We start from the raw sequence: 22,241 nt of genomic DNA on the forward strand, positions 1-22,241 counted from the left end.
CGTGCCGGCTCCGCATGGCACCACTATTGCCGTCCAATTCGCCGCTGTGAAGACGGCAAATCGTTATATGCCTATAAGGGGGCCTTATGTCGAGGCAGGATCGCTTGCCGCCAATGCAGGCGTTGGCGATGTTCGAATCCGCAGCGCGTCTCGCGAGCTTCACGGCAGCTGCGCGCGAACTGGGTTCGACGCAGCCTGCTGTCAGCCAGCGCGTGGTGCAACTCGAAGAAGCACTCGGTGCACCGCTTTTCGAGCGCGGCCACCGCGGCGTCACGTTGACGGAAGACGGCGTGCGTCTCTTCGAAGCGGTGCGCAACGCCCTCGACACCATCCGCCTCGCCACCGCCGAGATCCGCGCGCGGCGCACGCCGCAAACCCTCACGCTCTCCACCGACTTCGGTTTCGCGACCTACTGGCTGATGCCACGCCTGTCGCAATTCAAGGCGCTAATGCCGGACGTCGACGTAAAGATCATCACGTCGCAAAACGTGTTCGATCCATCGCACGATCAGGCGGACATTGTGATTGCGTTCGGCGATGAGGATGCGGACTGGACCGCGCGAGGCACGCTCAAGCTATTTCCCGAGTGCGTCACGCCGGTGTGCAGTCCGGCGTTTCTTGCAGCGCATCCGCAGTTGCGTACACCGTCCGATCTGATGAGTTTGCCGCTGCTGCATCTCGAACCAACGCAGCCGGCACGCTGGCTGTCATGGGCCGACTGGTTCACGGCGCACGGTCTGGATGCGCCCGCCGCGCATCGTGGCATCACATTCAACAGCTTTACGCTCGTGGCCCACGCAGCGATCATGGGCCAGGGCGTCGCGCTTGGCTGGGCGCCTCTGGTTGACGAACTGCTCGCCACGGGGCAACTCGTCGAACCGTTCGATACGCCCGTAGTCACCGAACGCGGCTATCTGCTCGTCACGCAGCGCGCGGCGACACCAGCGGTCAGCGCATTTCGCCAATGGCTGCTCGGCGAATGCGGACTCGACGCCGAATGAGCGCGAAACACGTCAATGCCCTGCCCTTGCGTTCCGTCGCACCGGCTCAGCTTCGCCTGACGCTCCCATTCCATTGCGACGGCGTTTAGCTTCTATCCCCGCACACTGTTGATTTGCTCTACTGCGATGATGCATGCCGCGTCCCGCGGCGTTGCCCTATTGCTTCAAGTGGAGAGTGCATGTCTGCCGATTCCCGTCCCGATCAACTGGTTCTCACTGTCGCGTGTCCGAGCGCCGCGGGCCAGGTTGCCGCCGTCGTCGGCTTTCTCGACCGGCACCATTGCTATATCGACGAGCTGACCGTTTTCGACGACGACCTCAGCGAGCGTTTCTTCGTGCGTTGCGTGTTTCATGGGGTCGATACCAACGAAACCCTGCATATCGCGGCACTGAAACGCGAGTTCGAATCGATCGCCGAGCGCTTTCGGATGACATGGGCCATGCATGACGTCGGCATGCGGCCTAAGGTGCTGATCATGGTGTCGAAACTCGAACACTGTCTCGCCGATCTGCTGTTCCGCTGGCGCATGGGTGAGTTGAAGATGGATATCGTGGGCATCGGCTCGAATCATCGCGATTTCGAACCGCTCGCACAACAGCACGGTTTGCCGTTCCATCATCTACCAATCACCGCCGATACCAAACCGCAACAGGAGGCACGTTTGCTCGACCTGTTCGAAACATCCGGCGCTGAGTTGATGATCCTTGCACGCTACATGCAGATTCTTTCCGGCGAAACGAGCCGTGCGCTCGCGGCCCGCGCGATCAATATTCACCATTCGTTTCTGCCCGGCTTCAAAGGCGCCAAGCCTTATCACCAGGCGCATACGCGCGGCGTGAAACTGATCGGCGCAACCGCGCACTTCGTCACCGACGATCTCGACGAAGGTCCGATCATCGAGCAGGTCGTGGAGCGCGTCGATCACTCATACAGCCCCGAGCGGTTGCTTGCGACGGGACGCGACGTCGAATGCATCACGCTTGCGCGGGCTGTGAAAGCGTTTATAGAGCGCCGGGTATTCATCAACGGCGATCGGACTGTCGTGCTGCAATAAAAAAACGCCGCTGGAAAAATAGCGGCGTTTTTTTTGCAAGTTGCCGCTCAAAAGGAGCGGCAACGCTTTCACGTGAAGCCCGAAGTCACTTCACCCAGCTATCCACACGGTCCCCATGCGCACTGATCCACGCATCGGCGGCCGCCGTCGGTTTCTCGCCGTTTTGCGTCGCAAGCATCACGCTGTCGATCTCGCCCGGCTTCCATTGGAATTTCTTGAGGAACGCAACCACCGGCGGCGCCTTCTTCTCCAGCTCAGGATTCACGACGCTATCCACGTGCTCCGCTTCGCCGAATACTTTCTTCGGATCGTCGAGGAATTTGAGCTTGTACTTCGCGAACATCCAGTGCGGCTTCCAGCCCGTTACGATGATTGGCTTGCTTGCCGCTTCGGAGCGCGCCAGTTCCGCCGTCATCGCGCTGCCCGAACTCGGCATCAGTTGATAGTCGAGCCCGTATGCCTTGATCGCTTCGCTGGTTTTCTCCATCACGCCCGCGCCAGCGTCGATGCCGACAATGCGTGAGCCGAACTCCGCCTTCTTCGCTTGCAGATCGCCGACGCTCTTCACGTCCGCATTATCCGGCACGATCAAACCGATCTTCGCATCATTGAAGTTCGGGCCAAGGTCGACAACCTTGTCCTTGAAATTGTTCCAGTACGCGCCATGCGTGACCGGCAACCACGCGGATAGCGTTGCGTCGAGGTCGCCACGCGCCACGCCTTGCCACATCACACCCGCCGCGACCGGCACGAGTTGCACCTGATAGCCGAGGCGTTTTTCGATCACACGTGCGGCGACGTTCGACGTTGCGACGCTGTCGTCCCAGCCTTCCACGTAACCAATCTTGATCGTCGGCTTGGTATCGGCCGACACACCCACGCTGCTTGCCGCCAGCGCCGCGCTCATCGCACTCAATATCAGTATCTTTTTTACCAGTCTCATCGCCGTTCTCCCGTTCGCCGTTCAACTACCCATTGAGCATTTAGAATCGCCAGCCAGAATTGCCAGGTAGCGTTGTTTTCCGACATCCAGTTGTCCGCAGGCGACTTCGACCGCGAGTCCGGGTCCGCTCTTGTCTTACTTATCGACCACGAGATCGCTCAACGGCTTGCTGCAGCACAGCAGCACCATGCCCTGATCGATTTCGCGCTGACGAATTCCGCCAGCGTGTTTCATGGCGACTGCACCGGACACCAGCTTCACCTTGCAGGTGCCGCACATGCCTTGCGTGCACGAAGCCGCGAGCCGCACGCCGGCTTTCTTTGCTGCGTCGAGTACATGCTGGCCGCTGCCGCATTCAATCTCCCGATTGCTTTTGGCGAAGCTCACTTTGAACTTTGTTTCCGTCTCGAACGGGACCTGCGCGGGGGTGAAGCCAGTTGCCTGCTCTCGCGCTTCGGCAAAGCTCTCCGCGGCGGCTGTCGGCGCCTGCAACGCATCCGCGACATGCGCGGCCGTCAATTGCGCGGCCACTTCGCCGATCGTCTCGAACGAGAAGCTTTCCTCGTGATAATGGCCGCGATCGAAGCCGCCCTCATCCAGCAAATTGCGGACTGCCTGCATATAGGGTGCAGGACCGCAGGTGAAAATCTCGCGATCGAGAAAATCCGGCGCGATGAGTTTAAGCAACGGCAAGGTCAGAAAGCCGGTGACGCCGGGCCAATTGGTCCGCGCACCAAGCCGTTCGCAGACGAAGGCGGTGCGAAAATTGGCCTGATTCGATGCAATCAGATCGAGCTCGCGCGCGAAGATGATGTCGTCCGGCGTGCGGGCGCTGTGCACGAACACGATATCGCTGTCTTCGCCAAGCTCATGGTGCGCGCGGCTCATCGACATCAACGGCGTAACGCCCGAACCTGCCGACAAGAACAGAAACTTGCGCGCCGGATGCCGCGCACAGGTGAACTCGCCCGCCGGCCCCAGCACACGAACCTGCGTACCCGCGTGCAGATTGTCATGCAGCCAGTTCGACACCGTGCCGCCCGGCACACGCTTCACGGTGATGGAGATAGTGTGCGGACGCGTGGGTGGCGAAGAGATCGTATAGCAACGATTCACCGCCTCGCCGTCGATCTCCAACTCCAGCGTGATGAACTGCCCCGGCTCGAACACGAACGCCCGCCCGGAAGGCGCGCGAAAGAAAAAGCTCTTGACGTCATGGGTTTCCTGACGAACCTGGCAACACACCAGTGTTTCGTCGGTATCGCTATTCCAGCGCGCCGGCAACGCCTCCCAGAATCGGGGCTGGGTGACACGGTTTGAGGTCTCGCCGCCTGAAGTCCCGGGGTTTGGAGCCGGCTCGGGGCTTAGCTGAAACATCGCCTGATCGCGCATCATCATTTTCTCCCGCTCCTGGTTGCGGTGTCGCGCTCAGCGCATGAAAGACACGACTTTTTCGCCGTGCGAAACCGGCGCATCGCCGGCATCATGGGTTTGGGGCGCATTGCTGTACTCCGCAATACGGCCGATGTACCACTCGCAGAACTTCTCGACCAGACCTTCGGTGAACGGCGAATACGGGCCCGGCTCGTAAGCGCTGCTAGTCGCGCCGCGTTGCGAGTACTCCACAAGCGTACGGTCCTGGTCATTGGTCGCGCGCCACACGGCCGTGAGATTGTTCACGTCGTAATCGATGCCTTCGCGTGCATCCTTGTGGACGAGCCACTTGGTGCGGACCAGCGTTTTTCCCGCCGACAACGGGATCACGGAAAAGCTGACGATATGGTCGCTCATAAAGTGATGCCACGAATTCGGCTGAGTCCAGAACGAAAGGCCACCGAGATCGGCCTGCGCGAAACCGCCGAGCAGTTTCTTCGAGGCCACTTTCGCGTCCATGGTCTGCGATTCGCCGTCGCGATCGAGCGGCAGGCGTTGTGTGCGAAAACCCGTGACCAGATCGGCCAGACGGTCGATTTCCGCCGACGGCAGTTTCATCGCCTCCCATTGCGCGGTACGGCGCGCCACGGTCTCTTCGAACGCGGCCATGCCTTCCTCGTTGGCGGGCGTGCGTTGATAGCCAAAGCCGTATTCGTAAAGCGAAATGGTCAGCTCGGGATGGTTCGCGACGCAGTGGTAGCACTCGCGATTGTTCTCCATCGTGAGCTTCCAGTTGCCCTCTTCGATGATATCGATTGAGGCCGCGACCTTGCAGCCGGCGAGATCGTGCGGTAACAGATACGGTTCCATCGCGGCGCGCATCACGGCGAAGTCGGCTGGCGGTTCGTCTGCGAGACAGATGAAGATCAGCCCGGCGAGATTCTCGAGGTGCACCGATTTCAGGCTGTGCTTGCAGCGGTCGAACTGTTCGCCCATATGCTCGGCGAACATCAGATCGCCGTTCAGGTTGTAGGTCCAGCTGTGATACGGGCACACGATATTGCCGAGCGAACCCTTGTCCGTATTGCACAAACGTGCGCCACGATGGCGGCAAACGTTATGGAACGCCCGCACCTGCATGTCGTCGTCGCGCACGATCAGGATCGAATCGTTACCGATTTCCACGGTGATGTAGTCACCCGGTTCCGGCACATCCGGTTCCACCGCGACCTGAATCCAGTGCTTGCGGAAAATCACCTCCATGTCGAGCGCGAAAATACTTTCGCCCGTATAGAACGGCGCTTCCAGCGTGTGATTCTTTTTGCGGCGTTCGATCATTGCGCGAACGTCTGCGGAAACTTTCATTGTGTGCTCCGTTGCATGTCACGTCTGGCGCTGCGCCAGGCCCTCCTGGTCGCATGCTGGCCCGAACCGGAAATCAGTAATCCACGAGTTGATGCTCGCGCAAATACGCGAGTATCACTTGTGCTTTTTCGACGGAACTCCCTTCAATTACGACGCTGCCGCCGCGGCTTTCGGTCGTCGTCGCCGAGAGCATGCGGGCATGGCCGGAGCGCTTTTCAGCGGCGGCGAGGCGCACCGGTTTGGCGGTCGCGGGACGGGTCGTCCAGGCGAGATCGTCGGGGTTGCCAGGTGTTTGCGTCGCGACCGGGCGGATCGTGCCTTCGCGCAGCCTTGCATAGGCGTAGCTCGGGGCCGTATTGGCCATCGGATGCACGGCGATCAAAGCCGGTAACTGCACTTCGACGCCGCGGCGCAAGCCCTTCGGCATGAATTGCCGGACTTCGGCGCAGCCGTCGCGAAGCGTCAGATCGACTGCTGCGGCGACCAGCGGCATGTCCAGCGCATTGGCGACGCGATACGGCAGCATGCCGCTATCGAATGCGCCTTCTGCGCGGGTGCCGGTCAATACAAGGTCGTAACCACGCAGACGGGTGGCGAGTGGCGCTATCGCATCGCCTTGCAATTCAAACGTTGCAGACACTTCCAGCACTTCGACAGCGCGCGCACCGAGCGCGAGATATTCCTTCAGGGCCGGATTCGACGGATCGCCCGCGTGCAATACGTCGAGCGTCGCGGCATGCGTTTTGGCGAGCGAGAGCGCGATTGTCAGCGCGGCGGCGTCGTTACGGCTGTAACGCGCCGTGCCGCTCACCGGGTGCCGCCCCACGGAAACCAGTACGGCGATTTTCATGCAAGCGCTCCTTCCACAACTGCCGTCGAATTCAATAACGCAGCACCGGTGCCGCGAGCCGCGCGCGCGGCTGCCGCGGCTTCGTTCAGCGCCGCGATCGTTTCCTCCGCGTCGGCAATGACCGTCAGGTTCGCGCGTTTGGCAATCGGCGCGCTGGCGTCGAGATTCACGGCGATCACGTGCCGGCAATCCTTGATGCCCTGCAGATGCTGAACCGCGCCGGAAATCCCGAACGCGATATAAACGCTCGCCTCGACAGTCTTGCCGGTGGCGCCAATCTGCTTGTCGCGGGTGAATTTGCCGTCGTCCACGGCGACGCGGCTTGCGCCGATCGCGGCACCTAACGTGGCCGCAAGACGCTCGAACGCAGGGACGTCGCTCACGCCATTGCCCGCCGAGACGATGAAATCCGCTTCTTCAAGCGCGAGTTGGGCGGCGTCGATTTCCTCGATACCAAGATCACATACGATGCCTTTGGACGAAGCCGGCTCGCCATCGAAACGCCACACCACGCGCTCACCTGCACCGACAAACGGCAACTTCGGATCGACCGCATTCGGTGCAAGCAAAACGACTTCAGGCAGTGCGCGCGCGGCGAATGCCGTATTCGTCTGGATATAAACAGCGACATGGGCCGCGTCGATCTCGACGACGTGCGTCGCGACGCTGGCGTTCGCGGCTGCCGCATAACGGCGGCCAAGGTCGCCGTCGCCGGTAGCGTTGTCGGGCAGGAAAATGTGCGTCGGCGCATAGGCCGCGACGCACGCAGCCAGCGCGTTCAATTCGTCCAGGGGCGCGAAAACGCGGCGGTCGAACATCGGCAACTCGATCAGCTTGTCGGCGCCAAGCGCAGCGGCGTCGCCGGTAAACTCGCCGAATACGAGCAGCACAACTTCGGTTGTCGCGTCCGCGATTAGCGCAGCGGCGGCCAGGGCCTGGCACGCATGATCGTCCAGCGCGCCGCGGTCCGCGTGGGCGGCCACCAGCAGCACGCGCTGCGGTGTCGCCGTCGTGCGGCGCGGTTTCACGTGCTCGCGATGCGCCGATCCTGTTGAGCCATGCGCCGCGAAATCCAACGTGCCGGCCACACTCGTCATACCGAGCGTGATGCGCTTGAGCCCGTCAACCGTGATCGTGAACGGCCGGCGCGGATCGATTCGTTTGAGATTGTTCATGGCGTTACTCCAGCGCCGCTGCAACCAGTTCGGCGACGTCCAGTACTTCCGGACGCGGGCCGACCACGCCTTCAAGCATCGCCGTGCAATTCGGGCAGCCCACCGCGACGATTTCCGCGCTGATCGCGCGGGCGTCGTCGATGCGGATATCCGGAATGCGCCGCTTGCCGGGAATATCGGTCAGCGGTGCACCGCCGCCACCGCCGCAGCAACGTCCACGCAACCCGTTGCGTTCCATCTCGACCACCTTGATGCCGATGGATTTCAGCAAACGGCGCGGCGCTTCCGTCTCACCGTTATAGCGGCCCAGATAGCACGGATCGTGATACGTGATCTTGCGATCCGCGAATGCGGCGACCGCCTTCGGCGACAGCTTGCCGCTCGATACCAGTTCCTCGATCAGCGCCGTGTGATGCTGCACCTCGTAGAAACCGCCGAGTGCGCGATATTCGTTGCGCAGGCTGTGCAGCACATGCGGATCGGCGGTCACGATCTTGCCGAACGAGTACTGCGACAGCGTGCCGATCAGTTGTTGTGCGAGTTGCTGGAAGGTCGCTTCGTCGCCGAGACGCCGTGCCGTGTCGCCGGTATCGGTTTCGACGCCGCCGAGCACCGCGTAGTCGATCCCTGCCCGATTCAGGACCTTGATTAGCGCACGCAACGTGCGCTGATAGCGCATGTCGAACGCGCCTTCGCCGGCGATCAACAACACGTCCACCGGACGCCCCGGTTGCGCGACCTGAACCTGCAAATCGACGGCCCAGTCGTAACGCGCACCGATGTCGTAACCGTTCGAACTGCCGGTCTCACGCAGATTGGCGAGCGTGATCGGGCCTTTGCCGGGTACCGTGCCTTCGACCAACGTCTGGTTGCGACGCATATCCACAATCGCGTCGACGTGTTCGATCAACATCGGGCATTCCTGCACACACGCGCGGCAGGTGGTGCATGACCACAGCGTGTCCGCTTCGATCAGGCTCGACACGAGTGGCTTGTCCGGTGCGCCACCATGCTTGCCGACCGGAATGCCAGGCGTCGGGCTGCCGGCATAAGCCTCGTCCGTGCCCCCCACCATGCCCGTGACAAGATCTTGAATCAGCTTCTTCGGATTGAGTGGCTGACCGGCAGCAAACGCGGGGCACGCCGCCTCGCACTTGCCGCACTGCACGCAGGCGTCGAAGCTCAGCAACTGGTTCCAGCGAAACTCCACTGGCTTGCCGACGCCGTATTCCTTCGCGTCGAGCAGCGGCGCCCTCAGCGCGGTCGGCGGCACGACTTCATTGTCGTTGTGCTCGGCAAAGCGCTCCTGCCGCGGATGAAACGCAAGGTGCAGCAAACCGGCGAGCGCATGCTTCATCGGACCGCCGCGTGCCGCGCCGAACGTCATCGTGAACGCGCCCACTGCGATCAGCAACGCGACGATAATCGCCAGCGCACCGGACATCGCCGCAGCCGGCAGCGCGATGAACAGCGCCAAACCGAGCGCGAACGAACCGAGCAGTAGCGGCAGATGATCCCAAGGCCCACGCGAGAGTCGCGCCGGCACGGCCTTCGCACCATGCCGCCGACGCCAGACGAACACCGCGCCGACCAGCATTACCAGCGCCGCCAGAAAGATCAGCTTGTCGAGCCACGGTGAATAGATGGCGAGGCCGTAGTTGACGAACACCAGCGCCATAGCGAGGATCGCCCCGCCCGCTGTCGCCACGTGCGTCTTCGCGATGTACGGGTCACGCGCAACCACGTGGTGCAGGTCGACGAAATAGCGCTTGGGAATCGACAGCAGATTGGTCCAGCCGTACGCGCCTGCCGCCGTGGCACGGCCTTCGCGCCAGTACGCAGCGCGTTTGGCGAGCGCGAACGCAAGACCCGCCACCGACAACCACAGCAGGACGGTGATGACAAACACGGGGCTCATCGTCAGAAATCCTTGCAAAGGCGCAGCGCGTCGTAAATCGCGCCGTGAATGTTGTGCATGGAAATGCAGTCGCCGACGCGGAACAGCAGGAAGCGACCGTTGCCGAGTTCTTCGCTGAGCGACGGTTGCGGCTCGGAAGCAAACAGCTTATGCACGTCCACCTGGCCGCGATTCACCGACTCGGGCTTGAGCTTCCAGTAGAGTTCGTCGTTCGGCGTGCTGCCGTTTTCGATCACCACCTGATCGACCGCACGCTCTTCCTGCTCTTCGGTGTACTCGTTACGGATCACGGCGATCTTCTTGCCGTCTTCCTCGTAGACCTTGTCGAGCCAATAGTTCGGTGTGTGAATCACGCCTTGCGCATAGAGACGGCGATAGAAGATCGGGAACGTGGTTCCGCCGACGTCGTCGGCAACCTTCACGTCAGGCGTCACGATCTCGACGTTCGAACCGCGGCTCGACATGAAATCGGCGACGCCCGCGCCGGCATGCGTGCTAACGCCGTCATAAACCAGCACGTTCTTGCCAGGTTCGACCTTGCCCGACAACACATCCCATGAACTGACCGCGAGCCCTTCTTCGACGCCCCACGCCGCGACTTGCGATGTGAACGACGAACCGCCCGTGGCCAGCACGACGATGTCTGGCTTCTCGGCCATGATGGTTTTTTCGTCGGCAGCGACACCGAGACGTCGATCGACGCCAAGACGCTTTGTCTCCATATCGAACCAGCGCACGATGCCCGCCATCTGCTCGCGCTGCGGCGCTTTCGCGGCCAGCATGATCTGACCGCCGACGGTGTCGTTCTTCTCGAACAGCACCACATCATGACCGCGCGACTTCGCCACGCGCGCCACTTCCAGTCCAGCAGGACCTGCGCCGACCACGACCACCTTGCGCTTCGGCCCACGCGTCTTCGCGATCACGTGCGGCATGGTTTCTTCGCGCGAGGTCGCGGCGTTCTGCACGCACAGCACGTCCAGCCCGTTGTACTGACGGTCGATGCAATAGTTCGCACCCACGCATTGCTTGATCTCGTCTTCGCGGCCGTCGCGGATCTTGATGACCATATGCGGATCGGCGATCTGCGCGCGCGTCATGCCGACCAGATCGACCATGCCGCTCGCGAGCAAGCGCTCCGCCTGCCCCGCATCGCGGATACTTTGCGCATGCATCACGGGCAGTTTCACCACCGACTTGATGCCCGCCGCGAGATGCACGAACGGTTCGGGCGGCAGCGCCATCGGCGGCATGCAGTTCGCCAGCGTGTTGTGTGTATCCGCGCCGGAACCGATCACGCCGAGGTAATCGATCAGGCCGGATTCGCTCATTGCCTGAGCGATCTCTTTCAACTGCTCGTGATCGAGACCGTCTTCATGGAATTCGTCACCGCACATACGCAGGCCGACGCAGAAATCCGCGCCCACCGCTTCGCGCACTGCGTTCAGGACTTCCGTGCCGAAACGCAGGCGATTTTCGAGCGAACCGCCCCATTCGTCGGTACGGAAATTCGTGCGCGGGCTCCAGAATTGATCGATCAGATGCTGGTGCGCCGCCGAAATTTCGATGCCGTCCATCCCGGCATCCTTCACGCGCTTCGCAGCCGCTGCAAAGTCCGAAATGATGCGACGAATCTCTTCTACTTCGATGATCTTCGCATTGCCGCGGTGCACCGGTTCACGCACACCCGACGGCGACATCAGATGCGGCCAGTGCTCGCCATGAAACGCCGAACGGCGGCCCATGTGCGTGGCCTGAATCATGATCTTCGCGCCGTGCTGGTGCATCGCTTCGGCGAGCCGTGCGAGCGGGTCGATGATCTTGTCGGTCGAGAGATTGACCGACTTCCACCAGCCTTGCGGACTGTCGATCGACACCGGGCTCGAGCCGCCGCACACGGCGAGGCCGACGCCGCCCTTGGCCTTCTCTTCGTAGTAACGGATATAACGGTCGCCGGGCAGACCACCCGGTTCCGCATACACCTCCGCATGCGCGGTACTGACAATGCGGTTGCGCAAAGTCAGTTTGTTCAGCGTGAGAGGCTTGAAAAGGTTCGGGTAACGCATCGCGATCGACCTCGGAATGAATAGGCTTGGTGCGTTTTTACGACGCGAGTGGCGACACTTCGAACACGCAATGATCGTGGCCTTCAGCCGCGCATCGTGCTTCTTTCGAATGGGACGGCGGACCCTTGCGCTGTCCATCCGGCGCGGTGTCGTTGACCCAGTCCATCGCGCCCGCGAACCAGCCGGCGAACATGTAGCAAAGCTTGCCAACCTTCCCCGGCTGCGCGAGCACGAACGACGAGTGGTGCAATTCAATGCGAGCATGGGAGCTCGACGGATCGGCTTCCGTGATCGTGAAGAGGCCCCAGCCACGTTGCGACAGGCGGTTCAGGTAGTGCTCGAACACTGCCATGCCGGCAATGCCGTGCTGTTTCGCTTCCTTGTCGCACCAGAAGTACGCGGACTTGTAGCCGGCCTTGTAGAGAATCTCGGCATACGTGTCGAGGCCGAGCGCTTCTTCGACGGCAGTGTGATTGTTCGTGAAGAAGTGACGCGGCACGTAGAGCATCGGCAGCGCGTCGGTAGTCCAGACGCCGGTATTCGGGTCGACGTCGATAGGCAGTTGGGGTTGCATGTGGGACTCCGTTTTTATAGGTTCAGTTTCGGTGAATGGAAAATCAGACCTTCCACACTTCGTCGAACACGCGTATCCAGTTTTCACCCATGATCTTCTTGATGCGCGTTTCGCTCCAGCCGGCGCGTTCCATCGCGGCCGTCAGGTTCGGAAACTCGCCGATCGTGCGAATGCCTTCCGGATTCACCACCTTGCCGAAGTTCGTCAGTTGGCGATAACGGCCCTTGTCGTGCGTGATCCAGTCGAAGAACTCAGTGCTGTACCCTTGCGTGAAGTCCGTGCCGATACCCACCTGGTCTTCACCGATCAGGTTCACCACGTATTCGATGGCTTCGATATAGTCTTCGACTGTCGCGTCCGGGCCGCGCTTCAGGAACGGCGCGAACATCGTCACACCGACGAAACCGCCCGCGTCCGCGATCTCTTTCAGTTGCTCATCGCTCTTGTTGCGCGGATGCTCTTTCAGCCCCGACGGGCAGCAATGCGAGTAGCACACCGGCTTGTTCGACGCCGCGATCGCTTCGGATGATGTCTTGCCACCCACATGCGAGAGGTCGACCATGATGCCGACGCGGTTCATCTCCTGAATCACTTCACGGCCATAGCCCGACAGACCGCCGTCGCGCTCATAGCAGCCCGTGCCGACCAGGTTCTGCGTGTTGTAGCAAAGCTGGACCACGTTCACGCCGAGGTCTTTGAAGGCCTCGATATAACCGAGGTTGTCTTCAAACGCATGCGCGTTCTGGAAGCCGAAAATGATGCCGGTCTTGTTCTCTTTCTTCGCGCGGAAGATGTCGTCGGTGGTCCGCACGAGCGTCAGGATCTCGCCGTATTCGCGGATCTGCTGCTTCATTTCCGCGATGTTGTCGACAGTCTTCTGGAAGCTTTCCCAGACCGACACCGTGCAGTTCACCGCGGTCACGCCGCCACGGCGCATGTCTTCGAACACCGAGCGCTCGAACTTCGAGATGTTCAGACCGTCGATGATGATGCTGTTGTCGTGCAGAGTGCTCATCGTTTGCTCCAGGCGTGCTTAGTAGATGGGAAAACGTTCGCACAGCGCGAAAATCTCGCGGCGCACGCGTTGTTCGGTTGCGGCATGGCCTTCGGGGGAAACGCGCAGCGCGTCGAGCACTTCGACGATCAGCCGCCCGACTTCGCGGAACTCACTCACGCCGAAGCCGCGCGTCGTACCCGCCGGTGTGCCGAGGCGAACGCCGGAGGTGACCGTCGGCTTCTCGGTGTCGAAAGGAATGCCGTTCTTGTTGCAGGTGATGCCGGCGCGTTCCAGCGCCTGCTCGACCTGATTGCCTTTGAGACTCTTGGGCCGGAGATCGACCAGCAGCAGATGGTTGTCCGTGCCGCCCGTCACCAGATCGACGCCACCCGCCTTCAACACTTCGCCCAGCGCCTGCGCGTTGGCCAGCACGTTGTCGATGTAGGTTTTGAAACCCGGTTGCAATGCCTCGCCGAATGCCACCGCCTTGCCGGCAATTACATGCATCAGCGGGCCGCCCTGCAAACCCGGGAATACCGCGGAGTTGATTTTCCTGGCAATGTCCTCGTCATTCGTCAGAACAAAGCCGCCGCGCGGGCCACGCAAAGTCTTGTGCGTGGTCGACGTAACAACATGCGCATGCTCGACCGGATTCTGGTGACGCCCCGCCGCGATCACGCCGGCGATGTGCGCCATGTCCACCATCAGCTTCGCGCCTACGCCGTCGGCGATCTTGCGCAACCGTGCGAAATCCAGCGCACGCGGATAAGCCGAGAAGCCGGCGATCAGCAGTGCCGGTTTGTGTTGCTGCGCGAGTTCCTCGATCTGCTCGTAATCGATCAGCATCGTGTCGCGATTGACGCCGTATTGCACCGCGTTGAACCACTTGCCCGACATCGCCGGCTTGGCGCCGTGGGTCAGGTGGCCACCCGCGTCGAGCGACATGCCGAGCACCGTGTCGCCCGGCTTCACCAATGCGAGCATCACCGCGCCGTTGGCTTGCGCGCCGGAATGCGGCTGCACGTTGGCAAATTTCGCGTTGAAGAGCTGCTTGATGCGATCGAGCGCCAACGTTTCGATCACGTCGACGTATTCGCAGCCGCCGTAATAGCGCTTGCCCGGATACCCTTCCGCGTACTTGTTGGTCAGCACCGAGCCTTGCGCTTCGAGCACCGCGCGCGACACGATGTTTTCCGACGCGATCAATTCGACTTGCGACTGCTGGCGTTCAAGTTCTTTCAAAACGGCGCTGCGCACCGCCGCATCACGTGTGGCGAGCGATTCTTCGAAGAAAGGATTCGGGTTCGACATGGAAGGTCCGTGGGTGGTTGGCGGGGGCCCGGAAGCTGCTGTGAAGCGGGCTTTGAAGCGGGCTGTAAAGCCCTGCCGCTACCGGTCTGCATTGCGTCTATTCTTGACGTTCACCTCGCGCGTCAATTTACGAATTCAGACGTGTTCTTTGCCTTTTCCGCCATCCGCGTCCTTTTTCGACAAGTCGGTGAGGGCGAATTTCGAACGGTCGTCCGCGTGTTCGCGCTTTTGCCGCACTGCAGCTGATCGTTGTGCGCAGTTTGGGTGCGTGTACGAACGCTGGTGGCGCCGTTCTGGTGCCGTTTGTTTAGCTATCCAACTTTATTAACGCGTAACCGAGGGTTTAGCCTGATGGCATGGTAGTTGCGCTAGTCCTCAAAATTGCAGGAGTTGCCGCTCCCCACGGCGACGTGACATTACAGATTCGAAGGAATCATTCCTCCCATGTCCACCGATCGCACGGCGTCGCTGTCGCATTTCGCATTCATGCCGGTTCCGAACTTCACGATGATTGCGTTCAGCAACGCGATCGAAGTTCTCCGCATGGCGAACTACCTGACAGGACAAACGCTTTACCGCTGGTCGATCGTGAGCCCCGAAGGCGGCCCGGTGACGGCGAGCAACGGCCTCTCGGTCGACACCGGCCCAGTTGAATGCGTCGGTCAGCCGGATATCGTGTTCGTGGTCGGCGGTATCGATGTGCAGCGCGCCACGACCCCCGCCCATCTTTCCGCCCTGCGCCGTTTCGCCCGCACGGGCAGCGTGCTCGGCAGCCTGTGCACCGGCACCTATGCGCTGGCGCGCGCCGGCTTGCTGGCCGGTTACGCGTGCGCGATTCACTGGGAGAACATGTCGGCGCTCAAAGAAGAGTTTCCCGACACGCGCTTTCTGAAAGAACTGTTCGTGATCGATCGCGATCGCGTCACGTGCACGGGCGGCGTCGCGCCGCTCGACATGATGCTCAACCTGATCGCGCCGCGTGTCGGCACGGCGAGGGTCACGCAAATCGCGGAGCAGTTCATCGTCGAACATGTGCGCGATACGAGCGCACAACAGAAAATGCCGCTGGTAGCGCGGCTCGGTTCGGCCAACAAGTCGCTCTTCGAAGTGATCTCGCTAATGGAGAACAACATCGAAGAGCCGCTTTCACGCGAAGAACTCGCGCGGCTCGCCGGAATGTCGCAGCGGCAGTTGCAGCGCCTGTTCCGCGAGCATCTGGGCATGACACCGACGCATTACTATCTGACGCTGCGCTTGCGGCGTGCGCGTGAATTGCTGCTGCAGACCGACATGTCGATCATGCATATCACGATGGCTTGCGGCTTCCAGTCGGCTTGCCACTTCTCGAAGAGCTATCGCGACGCATTCGGCACCGCGCCGACGCGCGAACGGCGCAAGCAGGCGCCTTCACTGGCCGCTGTGCCCGTTATGGCGGCTTGATCCGCTCGCCTCAGCGGCAACTTTATCGCCTGAAAACATAACGCGTTGAACGGGAAACCGCTCAACGCGTTTGTTTTGGCCACGCTGTTCAGGCTTGCGTGACCGTCTCCGACAGAACCGCGAACGCGGCTCCAGCGTGCCTCAAGCTGCTTTCAACAGCCCGTGCGGGTCGATCACAAACTTCTTCGGCGCACCGCCATCGAACTGCCGGTAGCCATCCGGCGCCTGGTCAAGCGATACCACGGTCACGTTCACGATGTCCGCGATCGGCAACCGGTCCCACAGGATCGCCTGCATCAGATTGTGGTTGTACTTCATCACCGGCGTTTGCCCGGTATGGAACGAGTGTGACTTCGCCCAGCCGAGACCGAAGCGGATGCTCAGGCTGCCTTTGCGGGCGGCGGCATCGGTGGCGCCCGGATCGTCCGTCACGTACAGGCCTGGAATACCGATCGCGCCTGCGGCCCGGGTGATTTCCATCAGCGAATTGAGCACCGTGGCCGGCGCTTCCTCATGCGAGCCGCTGCTGCCGTGGCCGTGCGCCTCGAAGCCGACACAATCCACCGCGCAGTCCACTTCGGGCTTGCCGAGAATCTGTTCGATCTGCTCGCCGAGCGTGGCGTCTTTCGACAGGTCGATGGTCTGGAACCCCACCTTGCGAGCATGCGCAAGACGCTCCTCGTTCATATCGCCGACGATTGTGCAGGCCGCACCCAGCAAGCGTGCCGAAGCTGCCGCTGCCATCCCCACCGGCCCTGCGCCTGCAATATAGACCGTGGCGCCGGGCTTCACGCCGGCCATCACAGCACCGTGATAGCCGGTTGGCAGAATGTCGGACAAACATGTGAGGTCGCGGATTTTCGACATCGCCTGAGCGTGGTCAGGGAATTTCAGCAGATTGAAGTCGGCGTACGGCACCAGTACGTACTCGGCCTGGCCGCCGATCCAGCCGCCCATGTCGACATAGCCATAAGCGCCACCGGCGCGCGACGGATTCACGTTCAGGCACACGCCGGTGTGCTGCGCCTTGCAGGTCGGGCAACGTCCGCAGGCCACATTGAACGGCACTGACACCAGGTCGCCGATCTTGAGCGTTTCAACATCACGCCCTATTTCGACCACCTCGCCGGTGATCTCGTGGCCGAGCACGAGGCCGACTTCGGCGGTCGTGCGGCCACGCACCATGTGCTGATCGGAGCCGCAAATATTCGTGCTTATTACCTTCAGGATTACGCCGTGGCCGATCGACCGGCCACGCGGATCGACCATCTTCGGATAGTCGATCGACTGCACTTCCACCTTGCCCTGCCCTAGATACACGACGCCGCGATTGCTGCTCATTTGTCTGTCTCCATGTCTCGTGAGCGGCGCGCCTTACTCTACGTGACGCACCGTTCAACGAGCGTAGCGCCCGTTGAAACAAAGGACATGTACCGAACACGACACCGGTTTGGCCGGAACCGACACGCAAGGCGCAACCCATGTGGACGCTGATGCAACCCGGTTTTTATTGATTGACCGTTCAATATAAAAAAACTAACATAACCCATCGAACACTTGGGCGACCTGCCTGCGCCTGCCGCCCCTAGCACCATGCCCAAACTTGGAATGCGCGAAATCCGCCGCGCACAGTTGATCGACGCCACGTTGCTGACCATCGACCAGGCCGGTCTCGCCGGCGCCACGCTCGCGTCAGTCGCGCAGCGCGCGAGCATTTCCACCGGCATCGTCAGTCACTATTTCGGCGACAAGGACGGTTTGCTCGAAGCCACCATGCGCCACGTACTGCGCGATCTGTGGCAAGCCACGTCGCGCAGGCGCCGTGCGGCGAAGGCGGATCCGCGCTCGAAACTCCGTGCAGTCGTCGCGGCGAATTTCGACGCCGAGCAGACCAGCGGCCCGGTGATGAAAACGTGGCTCGCGTTCTGGTCCGAGAGCATGCACAAGCCGCAATTGCGACGGCTTCAGTACGTGAACACGCGCCGCTTGAACTCGAATCTGTGCGCGGATTTTTCGAAAGCGCTGCCGCGTCCGGCGGCGCGCCGTGCGGCTGGCGGTCTCGCGGCGCTGATCGACGGACTGTGGTTGCGCGGCGCGTTGTCCGGTGAGCCCTTCGATACGAAGGCCGCACTACGCGTGGCGAACGAATACATCGATCTGGTCCTGGAAGCACGCAACTAGACCGGCGACATTTTTAGAAAGGAGCAAGTCATGGCGGTATTCGCAACGCAACGTCTCTATCTAGGCGGCGCCTACGTCGACGCGACCAGTGGCGAAACTTTCGACACGCTCGACCCCGCTACCGGCGAAACACTCGCGACGGTGCAGCAGGCCTCGGCGGCCGACGTCGATCACGCAGTGCAATCCGCACGCGACGGTCAACGCGAGTGGGCCGCGCTCACGGCGATGCAGCGCTCACGCATCCTGCGCCGCGCCGTTGATATCTTGCGGGAACGCAACGACGAACTCGCCGCGCTCGAAACGCGCGACACCGGTAAGCCGATTGCGGAGACCCGGGCGGTCGATATCGTCACCGGCGCGGACGTGATCGAATACTACGCGGGGCTCGCCACCACTATCGAAGGGCAGCAGATTCCGTTGCGGCCATCGTCGTTTGTGTATACGCGGCGTGAACCGCTGGGCGTGTGCGCAGGTATCGGCGCCTGGAATTACCCGATTCAGATTGCGTGCTGGAAGTCGGCCCCTGCACTCGCGGCCGGCAATGCGATGATCTTCAAGCCGAGCGAAATCACGCCGCTGTCCGCTTTGAAACTCGCTGAGATTTATACCGAAGCCGGTGTGCCGGCCGGCGTGTTCAATGTCGTGCAAGGCGACGGACGCGTCGGTGCAATGCTTGCTGCGCATCCGGACATCGAGAAGATTTCGTTCACGGGTGGCGTGGAAACGGGCAAGAAGGTGATGTCGCTCGCAGGCGCATCGTCGCTGAAAGAAGTGACGATGGAGCTAGGTGGCAAATCCCCCCTGCTCGTCTTCGACGATGCCAATCTCGAACGCGCCGCCGACATCGCGATGAGCGCCAACTTCTTCAGCTCCGGTCAGGTCTGCACCAACGGCACGCGCGTATTCGTGCAGCGTAGCGTGCTGGAACGGTTCGAAGCGTTGGTGCTGGAACGTGTCAAGCGGATTCGCGTCGGCGCGCCAACTGACGCCGACACCAACTTCGGCCCATTGGTCAGCGCCGCGCAATTGCAGAAAGTGCTCGGCTACATCGAAAGCGGCGTACAGGAAGGCGCGAAGCTGATTGCCGGCGGCAAACGACTGAAGGAAGGCCACTTCGGCAACGGCCAATACGTCGAGCCGACGGTTTTCACCGGCTGCAATGACGACATGCGTATCGTGCGCGAAGAAATCTTCGGCCCCGTGATGAGCATCCTCGTGTTCGACGACGAGGACGAAGCGATCTCGCGTGCGAACAACACCGCTTACGGTCTTGCTGCGGGCGTTGTGACCGAGAATCTGGCGCGTGCACATCGCGTGATTCATCGACTCGAAGCGGGTATCTGCTGGATCAACACCTGGGGCGAGTCGCCCGCGGAAATGCCGGTGGGCGGCTACAAGCAATCGGGCGTCGGCCGTGAGAACGGCATCACCACGCTCGAACACTACACGCGCATCAAATCCGTGCAGGTCGAGCTCGGCCCGTATCAACCGGTGTTCTAAGGAGGGGTGGCGATGGCTTCGAACGAATACGACTACATCATCGTCGGCGCGGGTTCCGCGGGTAACGTGCTCGCCTCGCGCCTGACCGAAGACGCGGACGTGACTGTGCTGCTTCTCGAAGCAGGCGGCCCTGACTACCGTTTCGACTTCCGCACGCAGATGCCGGCGGCACTCGCCTATCCGTTGCAAGGACGCCGCTATAACTGGGCGTACGAAACGGACCCCGAACCGCATATGAACAACCGGCGCATGGAATGTGGGCGCGGCAAGGGGCTCGGCGGTTCGTCGCTGATCAATGGCATGTGCTACATCCGTGGCAATGCGCTCGATTACGACGGCTGGGCAACGCGTCAGGGACTAGAAAACTGGACCTATCTGGATTGCCTGCCGTATTTCCGCAAAGCTGAAACGCGCGATGTGGGTGCGAACGCGTATCACGGTGGCGACGGACCGGTGCATGTGACGACCAGCAAGCCTGGCAACAATCCCTTGTTCGCCGCCATGGTCGAGGCCGGCGTCCAGGCAGGCTTCCCGCGCACCGACGATCTGAACGGCTATCAACAGGAAGGCTTTGGTCCGATGGATCGCACGGTCACGGCGAACGGCCGACGCGCCAGCACCGCACGAGGCTATCTGGATCGCGCGAAGACGCGCGCGAATCTGACCATCGTGACGCATGCCGTGACCGATCGCGTGCTGTTCTCGGGCAAGCGCGCAATTGGCGTAGCGTATCTGCATCATGGCAGCGCAGTGACTGCACATGCGCGCCGTGAAGTGCTGGTGTGCAGCGGCGCGATTGCCTCGCCGCAATTGCTGCAACGCTCAGGCGTTGGCCGTTCGACGTGGCTGCGTGAACTCCATGTACCGCTCGTGCACGATCTGCCGGGCGTCGGCGAAAACCTGCAGGACCATCTGGAGATGTATATCCAGTACGAATGCAAGGAGCCGGTCTCACTGTATCCGGCGCTGCAATGGTGGAATCAACCTGCCATCGGACTTGAATGGATGCTTAATGGCACAGGCATTGGTGCAAGCAATCAGTTCGAAGCGGGCGGCTTCATCCGTACGCGCGACGAAGATTTGTGGCCCAACATCCAGTACCACTTCCTGCCCGTCGCGATCAACTACAACGGGTCTAACGCGATCAAGATGCACGGCTTCCAGGCGCACGTCGGTTCGATGCGTTCACCGAGCCGTGGCCGTGTGAAGCTCACGTCGCGCGACCCTGGCGCGCATCCGAGCATCCTGTTCAACTACATGGCCGACCCGCTCGACTGGCGCGAATTCCGCGACGGTATCCGCATTACACGCGAGATCATGCGCCAGCCGGCGCTCGATCGTTATCGCGGTCGCGAGCTGAATCCGGGCGCGGAGCTAATCACGGATGAACAACTCGACACTTTCGTGCGCATGCGTGCGGAGACGGCGTTTCATCCGTCGTGCTCGTGCAAGATGGGCTATGACGATATGGCTGTCGTCGACAACGAGGGGCGCGTGCATGGCATGGAAGCATTGCGCGTCGTCGACGCATCGATCATGCCGCTGATCACAACAGGCAATCTGAACGCGCCGACGATCATGCTTGCGGAGAAGATCGCAGATCGGATTCGTGGGCGCGAAGCGCTGGCGCGGGTGGAGACGCCTTACTTTGTGGCGAACGGCGTGCCGTCAAGGAAGCGTGAAGTGGCGCCGGCTTAATCTGCGTCGGCGCAAACTGTCAAACCGGGGTGTCAGCAATAAGGCCGCGAATGTTTTCGCGGCCTTATTGTTTTGTTCACTCCCGTGCAGGACTCAACGCCCCATGCGCGTCCGCCTCAACAGCCTCAGACACCAAGGTCTCCAGCGCCAGCCCACGCGTTTCGATCCCCATGATCCATACAGCCGCAGCCGCGATCACAAAACACATCGCACCGAGCGAAAACACGCCACCCTGGCCGAACACCGGCAGCACGACACCCACCACATAAGGACCGATCAACGAACCCACGCGGCCGATCGCTGACGCAAACCCCGACCCGGTTGCCCGCGCGCCAGTGCCGTAAAGCTCAGGCGTATACGTGTAAAGCACCGCCCACATCGCAAACAGAAAGAACTGCATGGCGAGCCCAGCGCAGATCAACAGCGTCGGCGCTTGCGCGTGCAGCGCGGTTTGTCCGTAGACATAGGCCATCACCGCGCTGCCGGCCAGCGACGCGATACAGGTCGGCTTGCGTCCCCATCGTTCGACGAGCCACGCTGCGCAGATAAAGCCAGGAATCCCGCCGAGCGAAATCAGCACCGTGTACAGCACCGACTTCGTCACCGCAAAGCCCGCTTGTTGCATCAATGCGCCGAGCCACGACGTCAGCCCATAAAATCCGAGTAATGCAAAGAACCACAGCGTCCACACCATAATCGTGCGGCGCCGGTAGGCCGTGCTCCATATCTCGCGGAACGCACTCGTGCCCTTCGCCGCCGGCAGTTCATGCAACATCACCGGCGCGCGCAACTG

The 22,241-nt window shown here is 61.4% G+C and carries 18 protein-coding genes; 6 read left to right on the forward strand and 12 right to left on the reverse strand.

Annotated features, from left to right (window positions below; all coding sequences use genetic code 11):
- Window positions 1–86 precede the first annotated feature (86 nt).
- A complete protein-coding gene (locus VFE81_RS02375; RefSeq protein ID WP_325043053.1) occupies window positions 87–1,001 on the forward strand; it encodes a choline sulfate utilization transcriptional regulator in 915 nt (304 codons plus the stop codon).
- Between the two features lie 179 nt (window positions 1,002–1,180).
- Window positions 1,181–2,056, forward strand: a complete 876-nt coding sequence (gene purU, locus VFE81_RS02380; protein WP_325043054.1) for a formyltetrahydrofolate deformylase — start codon at window positions 1,181–1,183, stop codon at window positions 2,054–2,056.
- An 85-nt stretch (window positions 2,057–2,141) separates the two neighbouring features.
- On the opposite strand, the gene VFE81_RS02385 is transcribed toward purU, so the two are convergent.
- From VFE81_RS02385 to VFE81_RS02430, 10 genes are all read right to left on the reverse strand, one after another.
- Window positions 2,142–2,999 (reverse strand): glycine betaine ABC transporter substrate-binding protein, encoded by an 858-nt coding sequence (locus VFE81_RS02385; protein WP_325043055.1) that lies wholly within the window; start codon window positions 2,997–2,999, stop codon window positions 2,142–2,144.
- A 135-nt stretch (window positions 3,000–3,134) separates the two neighbouring features.
- Window positions 3,135–4,394: a hybrid-cluster NAD(P)-dependent oxidoreductase gene (locus VFE81_RS02390; protein ID WP_325043070.1), complete on the reverse strand. Its 1,260-nt coding sequence runs from the start codon at window positions 4,392–4,394 to the stop codon at window positions 3,135–3,137.
- Window positions 4,395–4,427: 33 nt separating this feature from the next.
- On the reverse strand, window positions 4,428–5,738 hold the full coding sequence (locus VFE81_RS02395) for an aromatic ring-hydroxylating dioxygenase subunit alpha (RefSeq protein ID WP_325043056.1): 1,311 nt from the start codon (window positions 5,736–5,738) through the stop codon (window positions 4,428–4,430).
- A 73-nt stretch (window positions 5,739–5,811) separates the two neighbouring features.
- Window positions 5,812–6,588 (reverse strand): electron transfer flavoprotein subunit beta/FixA family protein, encoded by a 777-nt coding sequence (locus VFE81_RS02400; RefSeq protein WP_325043057.1) that lies wholly within the window; start codon window positions 6,586–6,588, stop codon window positions 5,812–5,814.
- Window positions 6,585–7,763: an electron transfer flavoprotein subunit alpha/FixB family protein gene (locus tag VFE81_RS02405; protein ID WP_325043058.1), complete on the reverse strand. Its 1,179-nt coding sequence runs from the start codon at window positions 7,761–7,763 to the stop codon at window positions 6,585–6,587. The genes VFE81_RS02400 and VFE81_RS02405 overlap by 4 nt, the downstream gene beginning before the upstream one ends.
- A gap of 4 nt (window positions 7,764–7,767) precedes the next feature.
- Window positions 7,768–9,681, reverse strand: coding sequence for a (Fe-S)-binding protein (locus tag VFE81_RS02410; RefSeq protein ID WP_325043059.1), 1,914 nt, complete (start codon window positions 9,679–9,681; stop codon window positions 7,768–7,770).
- 2 nt (window positions 9,682–9,683) lie between these two features.
- The gene (locus VFE81_RS02415; RefSeq protein WP_325043060.1) at window positions 9,684–11,747 is read right to left on the reverse strand and encodes an NADH:flavin oxidoreductase; all 2,064 of its coding nucleotides are present in this window, start codon (window positions 11,745–11,747) and stop codon (window positions 9,684–9,686) included.
- Between the two features lie 37 nt (window positions 11,748–11,784).
- The gene (locus tag VFE81_RS02420) at window positions 11,785–12,321 is read right to left on the reverse strand and encodes a DUF5943 domain-containing protein (protein WP_325043061.1); all 537 of its coding nucleotides are present in this window, start codon (window positions 12,319–12,321) and stop codon (window positions 11,785–11,787) included.
- 43 nt (window positions 12,322–12,364) lie between these two features.
- Window positions 12,365–13,336 carry a dipeptidase gene (locus VFE81_RS02425; protein WP_325043062.1) on the reverse strand — a complete coding sequence of 324 codons (972 nt, stop codon included), beginning with the start codon at window positions 13,334–13,336 and terminating at the stop codon, window positions 12,365–12,367.
- An 18-nt stretch (window positions 13,337–13,354) separates the two neighbouring features.
- Complete coding sequence (locus VFE81_RS02430) at window positions 13,355–14,629, reverse strand: serine hydroxymethyltransferase (RefSeq protein WP_325043063.1); 1,275 nt, start codon at window positions 14,627–14,629, stop codon at window positions 13,355–13,357.
- 444 nt (window positions 14,630–15,073) lie between these two features.
- Here VFE81_RS02430 and VFE81_RS02435 point away from each other — a divergent pair, with 444 nt between their 5' ends.
- Complete coding sequence (locus VFE81_RS02435) at window positions 15,074–16,069, forward strand: GlxA family transcriptional regulator (RefSeq protein WP_325043064.1); 996 nt, start codon at window positions 15,074–15,076, stop codon at window positions 16,067–16,069.
- 141 nt (window positions 16,070–16,210) lie between these two features.
- Here VFE81_RS02435 and fdhA read toward each other — a convergent pair whose 3' ends face one another.
- A complete protein-coding gene (gene fdhA / locus VFE81_RS02440) occupies window positions 16,211–17,410 on the reverse strand; it encodes a formaldehyde dehydrogenase, glutathione-independent (protein WP_325043065.1) in 1,200 nt (399 codons plus the stop codon).
- Window positions 17,411–17,662: 252 nt separating this feature from the next.
- Between fdhA and betI the strand changes: the two genes are divergently transcribed.
- The 3 genes from betI to betA are packed head-to-tail and all read left to right on the forward strand — an operon-like array spanning window position 17,663 to window position 21,448.
- Entirely contained in the window at window positions 17,663–18,250 is a 588-nt protein-coding gene (betI, locus tag VFE81_RS02445) for a transcriptional regulator BetI (protein WP_325043066.1), read from the forward strand.
- Window positions 18,251–18,280: 30 nt separating this feature from the next.
- The gene (gene betB / locus VFE81_RS02450; protein ID WP_325043067.1) at window positions 18,281–19,750 is read left to right on the forward strand and encodes a betaine-aldehyde dehydrogenase; all 1,470 of its coding nucleotides are present in this window, start codon (window positions 18,281–18,283) and stop codon (window positions 19,748–19,750) included.
- A gap of 12 nt (window positions 19,751–19,762) precedes the next feature.
- Window positions 19,763–21,448 (forward strand): choline dehydrogenase, encoded by a 1,686-nt coding sequence (gene betA / locus VFE81_RS02455; protein ID WP_325043068.1) that lies wholly within the window; start codon window positions 19,763–19,765, stop codon window positions 21,446–21,448.
- A 76-nt stretch (window positions 21,449–21,524) separates the two neighbouring features.
- Here betA and VFE81_RS02460 read toward each other — a convergent pair.
- Window positions 21,525–22,241 (reverse strand): MFS transporter (locus tag VFE81_RS02460; protein ID WP_325043069.1); only part of this gene is annotated, 717 nt, incomplete at its 5' end.

This window comes from Paraburkholderia sp. (assembly GCF_035656215.1).
GTDB lineage: Bacteria > Pseudomonadota > Gammaproteobacteria > Burkholderiales > Burkholderiaceae > Paraburkholderia.

What these genes read in the sequence shown, in the direction of transcription:
- betA (WP_325043068.1), top strand. Translation starts at nt 19,763, where the DNA reads ATGGCTTCGAACGAATACGACTACATCATCGTCGGCGCGGGTTCCGCG.
- VFE81_RS02405 (WP_325043058.1), bottom strand. Translation starts at nt 7,763, where the DNA reads ATGAACAATCTCAAACGAATCGATCCGCGCCGGCCGTTCACGATCACG.
- fdhA (WP_325043065.1), bottom strand. Translation starts at nt 17,410, where the DNA reads ATGAGCAGCAATCGCGGCGTCGTGTATCTAGGGCAGGGCAAGGTGGAA.
- VFE81_RS02390 (WP_325043070.1), bottom strand. Translation starts at nt 4,394, where the DNA reads ATGATGCGCGATCAGGCGATGTTTCAGCTAAGCCCCGAGCCGGCTCCA.
- VFE81_RS02420 (WP_325043061.1), bottom strand. Translation starts at nt 12,321, where the DNA reads ATGCAACCCCAACTGCCTATCGACGTCGACCCGAATACCGGCGTCTGG.
- VFE81_RS02435 (WP_325043064.1), top strand. Translation starts at nt 15,074, where the DNA reads ATGTCCACCGATCGCACGGCGTCGCTGTCGCATTTCGCATTCATGCCG.
- betB (WP_325043067.1), top strand. Translation starts at nt 18,281, where the DNA reads ATGGCGGTATTCGCAACGCAACGTCTCTATCTAGGCGGCGCCTACGTC.
- VFE81_RS02395 (WP_325043056.1), bottom strand. Translation starts at nt 5,738, where the DNA reads ATGAAAGTTTCCGCAGACGTTCGCGCAATGATCGAACGCCGCAAAAAG.
- VFE81_RS02400 (WP_325043057.1), bottom strand. Translation starts at nt 6,588, where the DNA reads ATGAAAATCGCCGTACTGGTTTCCGTGGGGCGGCACCCGGTGAGCGGC.
- VFE81_RS02415 (WP_325043060.1), bottom strand. Translation starts at nt 11,747, where the DNA reads ATGCGTTACCCGAACCTTTTCAAGCCTCTCACGCTGAACAAACTGACT.
- betI (WP_325043066.1), top strand. Translation starts at nt 17,663, where the DNA reads ATGCCCAAACTTGGAATGCGCGAAATCCGCCGCGCACAGTTGATCGAC.
- purU (WP_325043054.1), top strand. Translation starts at nt 1,181, where the DNA reads ATGTCTGCCGATTCCCGTCCCGATCAACTGGTTCTCACTGTCGCGTGT.
- VFE81_RS02375 (WP_325043053.1), top strand. Translation starts at nt 87, where the DNA reads ATGTCGAGGCAGGATCGCTTGCCGCCAATGCAGGCGTTGGCGATGTTC.
- VFE81_RS02410 (WP_325043059.1), bottom strand. Translation starts at nt 9,681, where the DNA reads ATGAGCCCCGTGTTTGTCATCACCGTCCTGCTGTGGTTGTCGGTGGCG.
- VFE81_RS02385 (WP_325043055.1), bottom strand. Translation starts at nt 2,999, where the DNA reads ATGAGACTGGTAAAAAAGATACTGATATTGAGTGCGATGAGCGCGGCG.
- VFE81_RS02430 (WP_325043063.1), bottom strand. Translation starts at nt 14,629, where the DNA reads ATGTCGAACCCGAATCCTTTCTTCGAAGAATCGCTCGCCACACGTGAT.
- VFE81_RS02425 (WP_325043062.1), bottom strand. Translation starts at nt 13,336, where the DNA reads ATGAGCACTCTGCACGACAACAGCATCATCATCGACGGTCTGAACATC.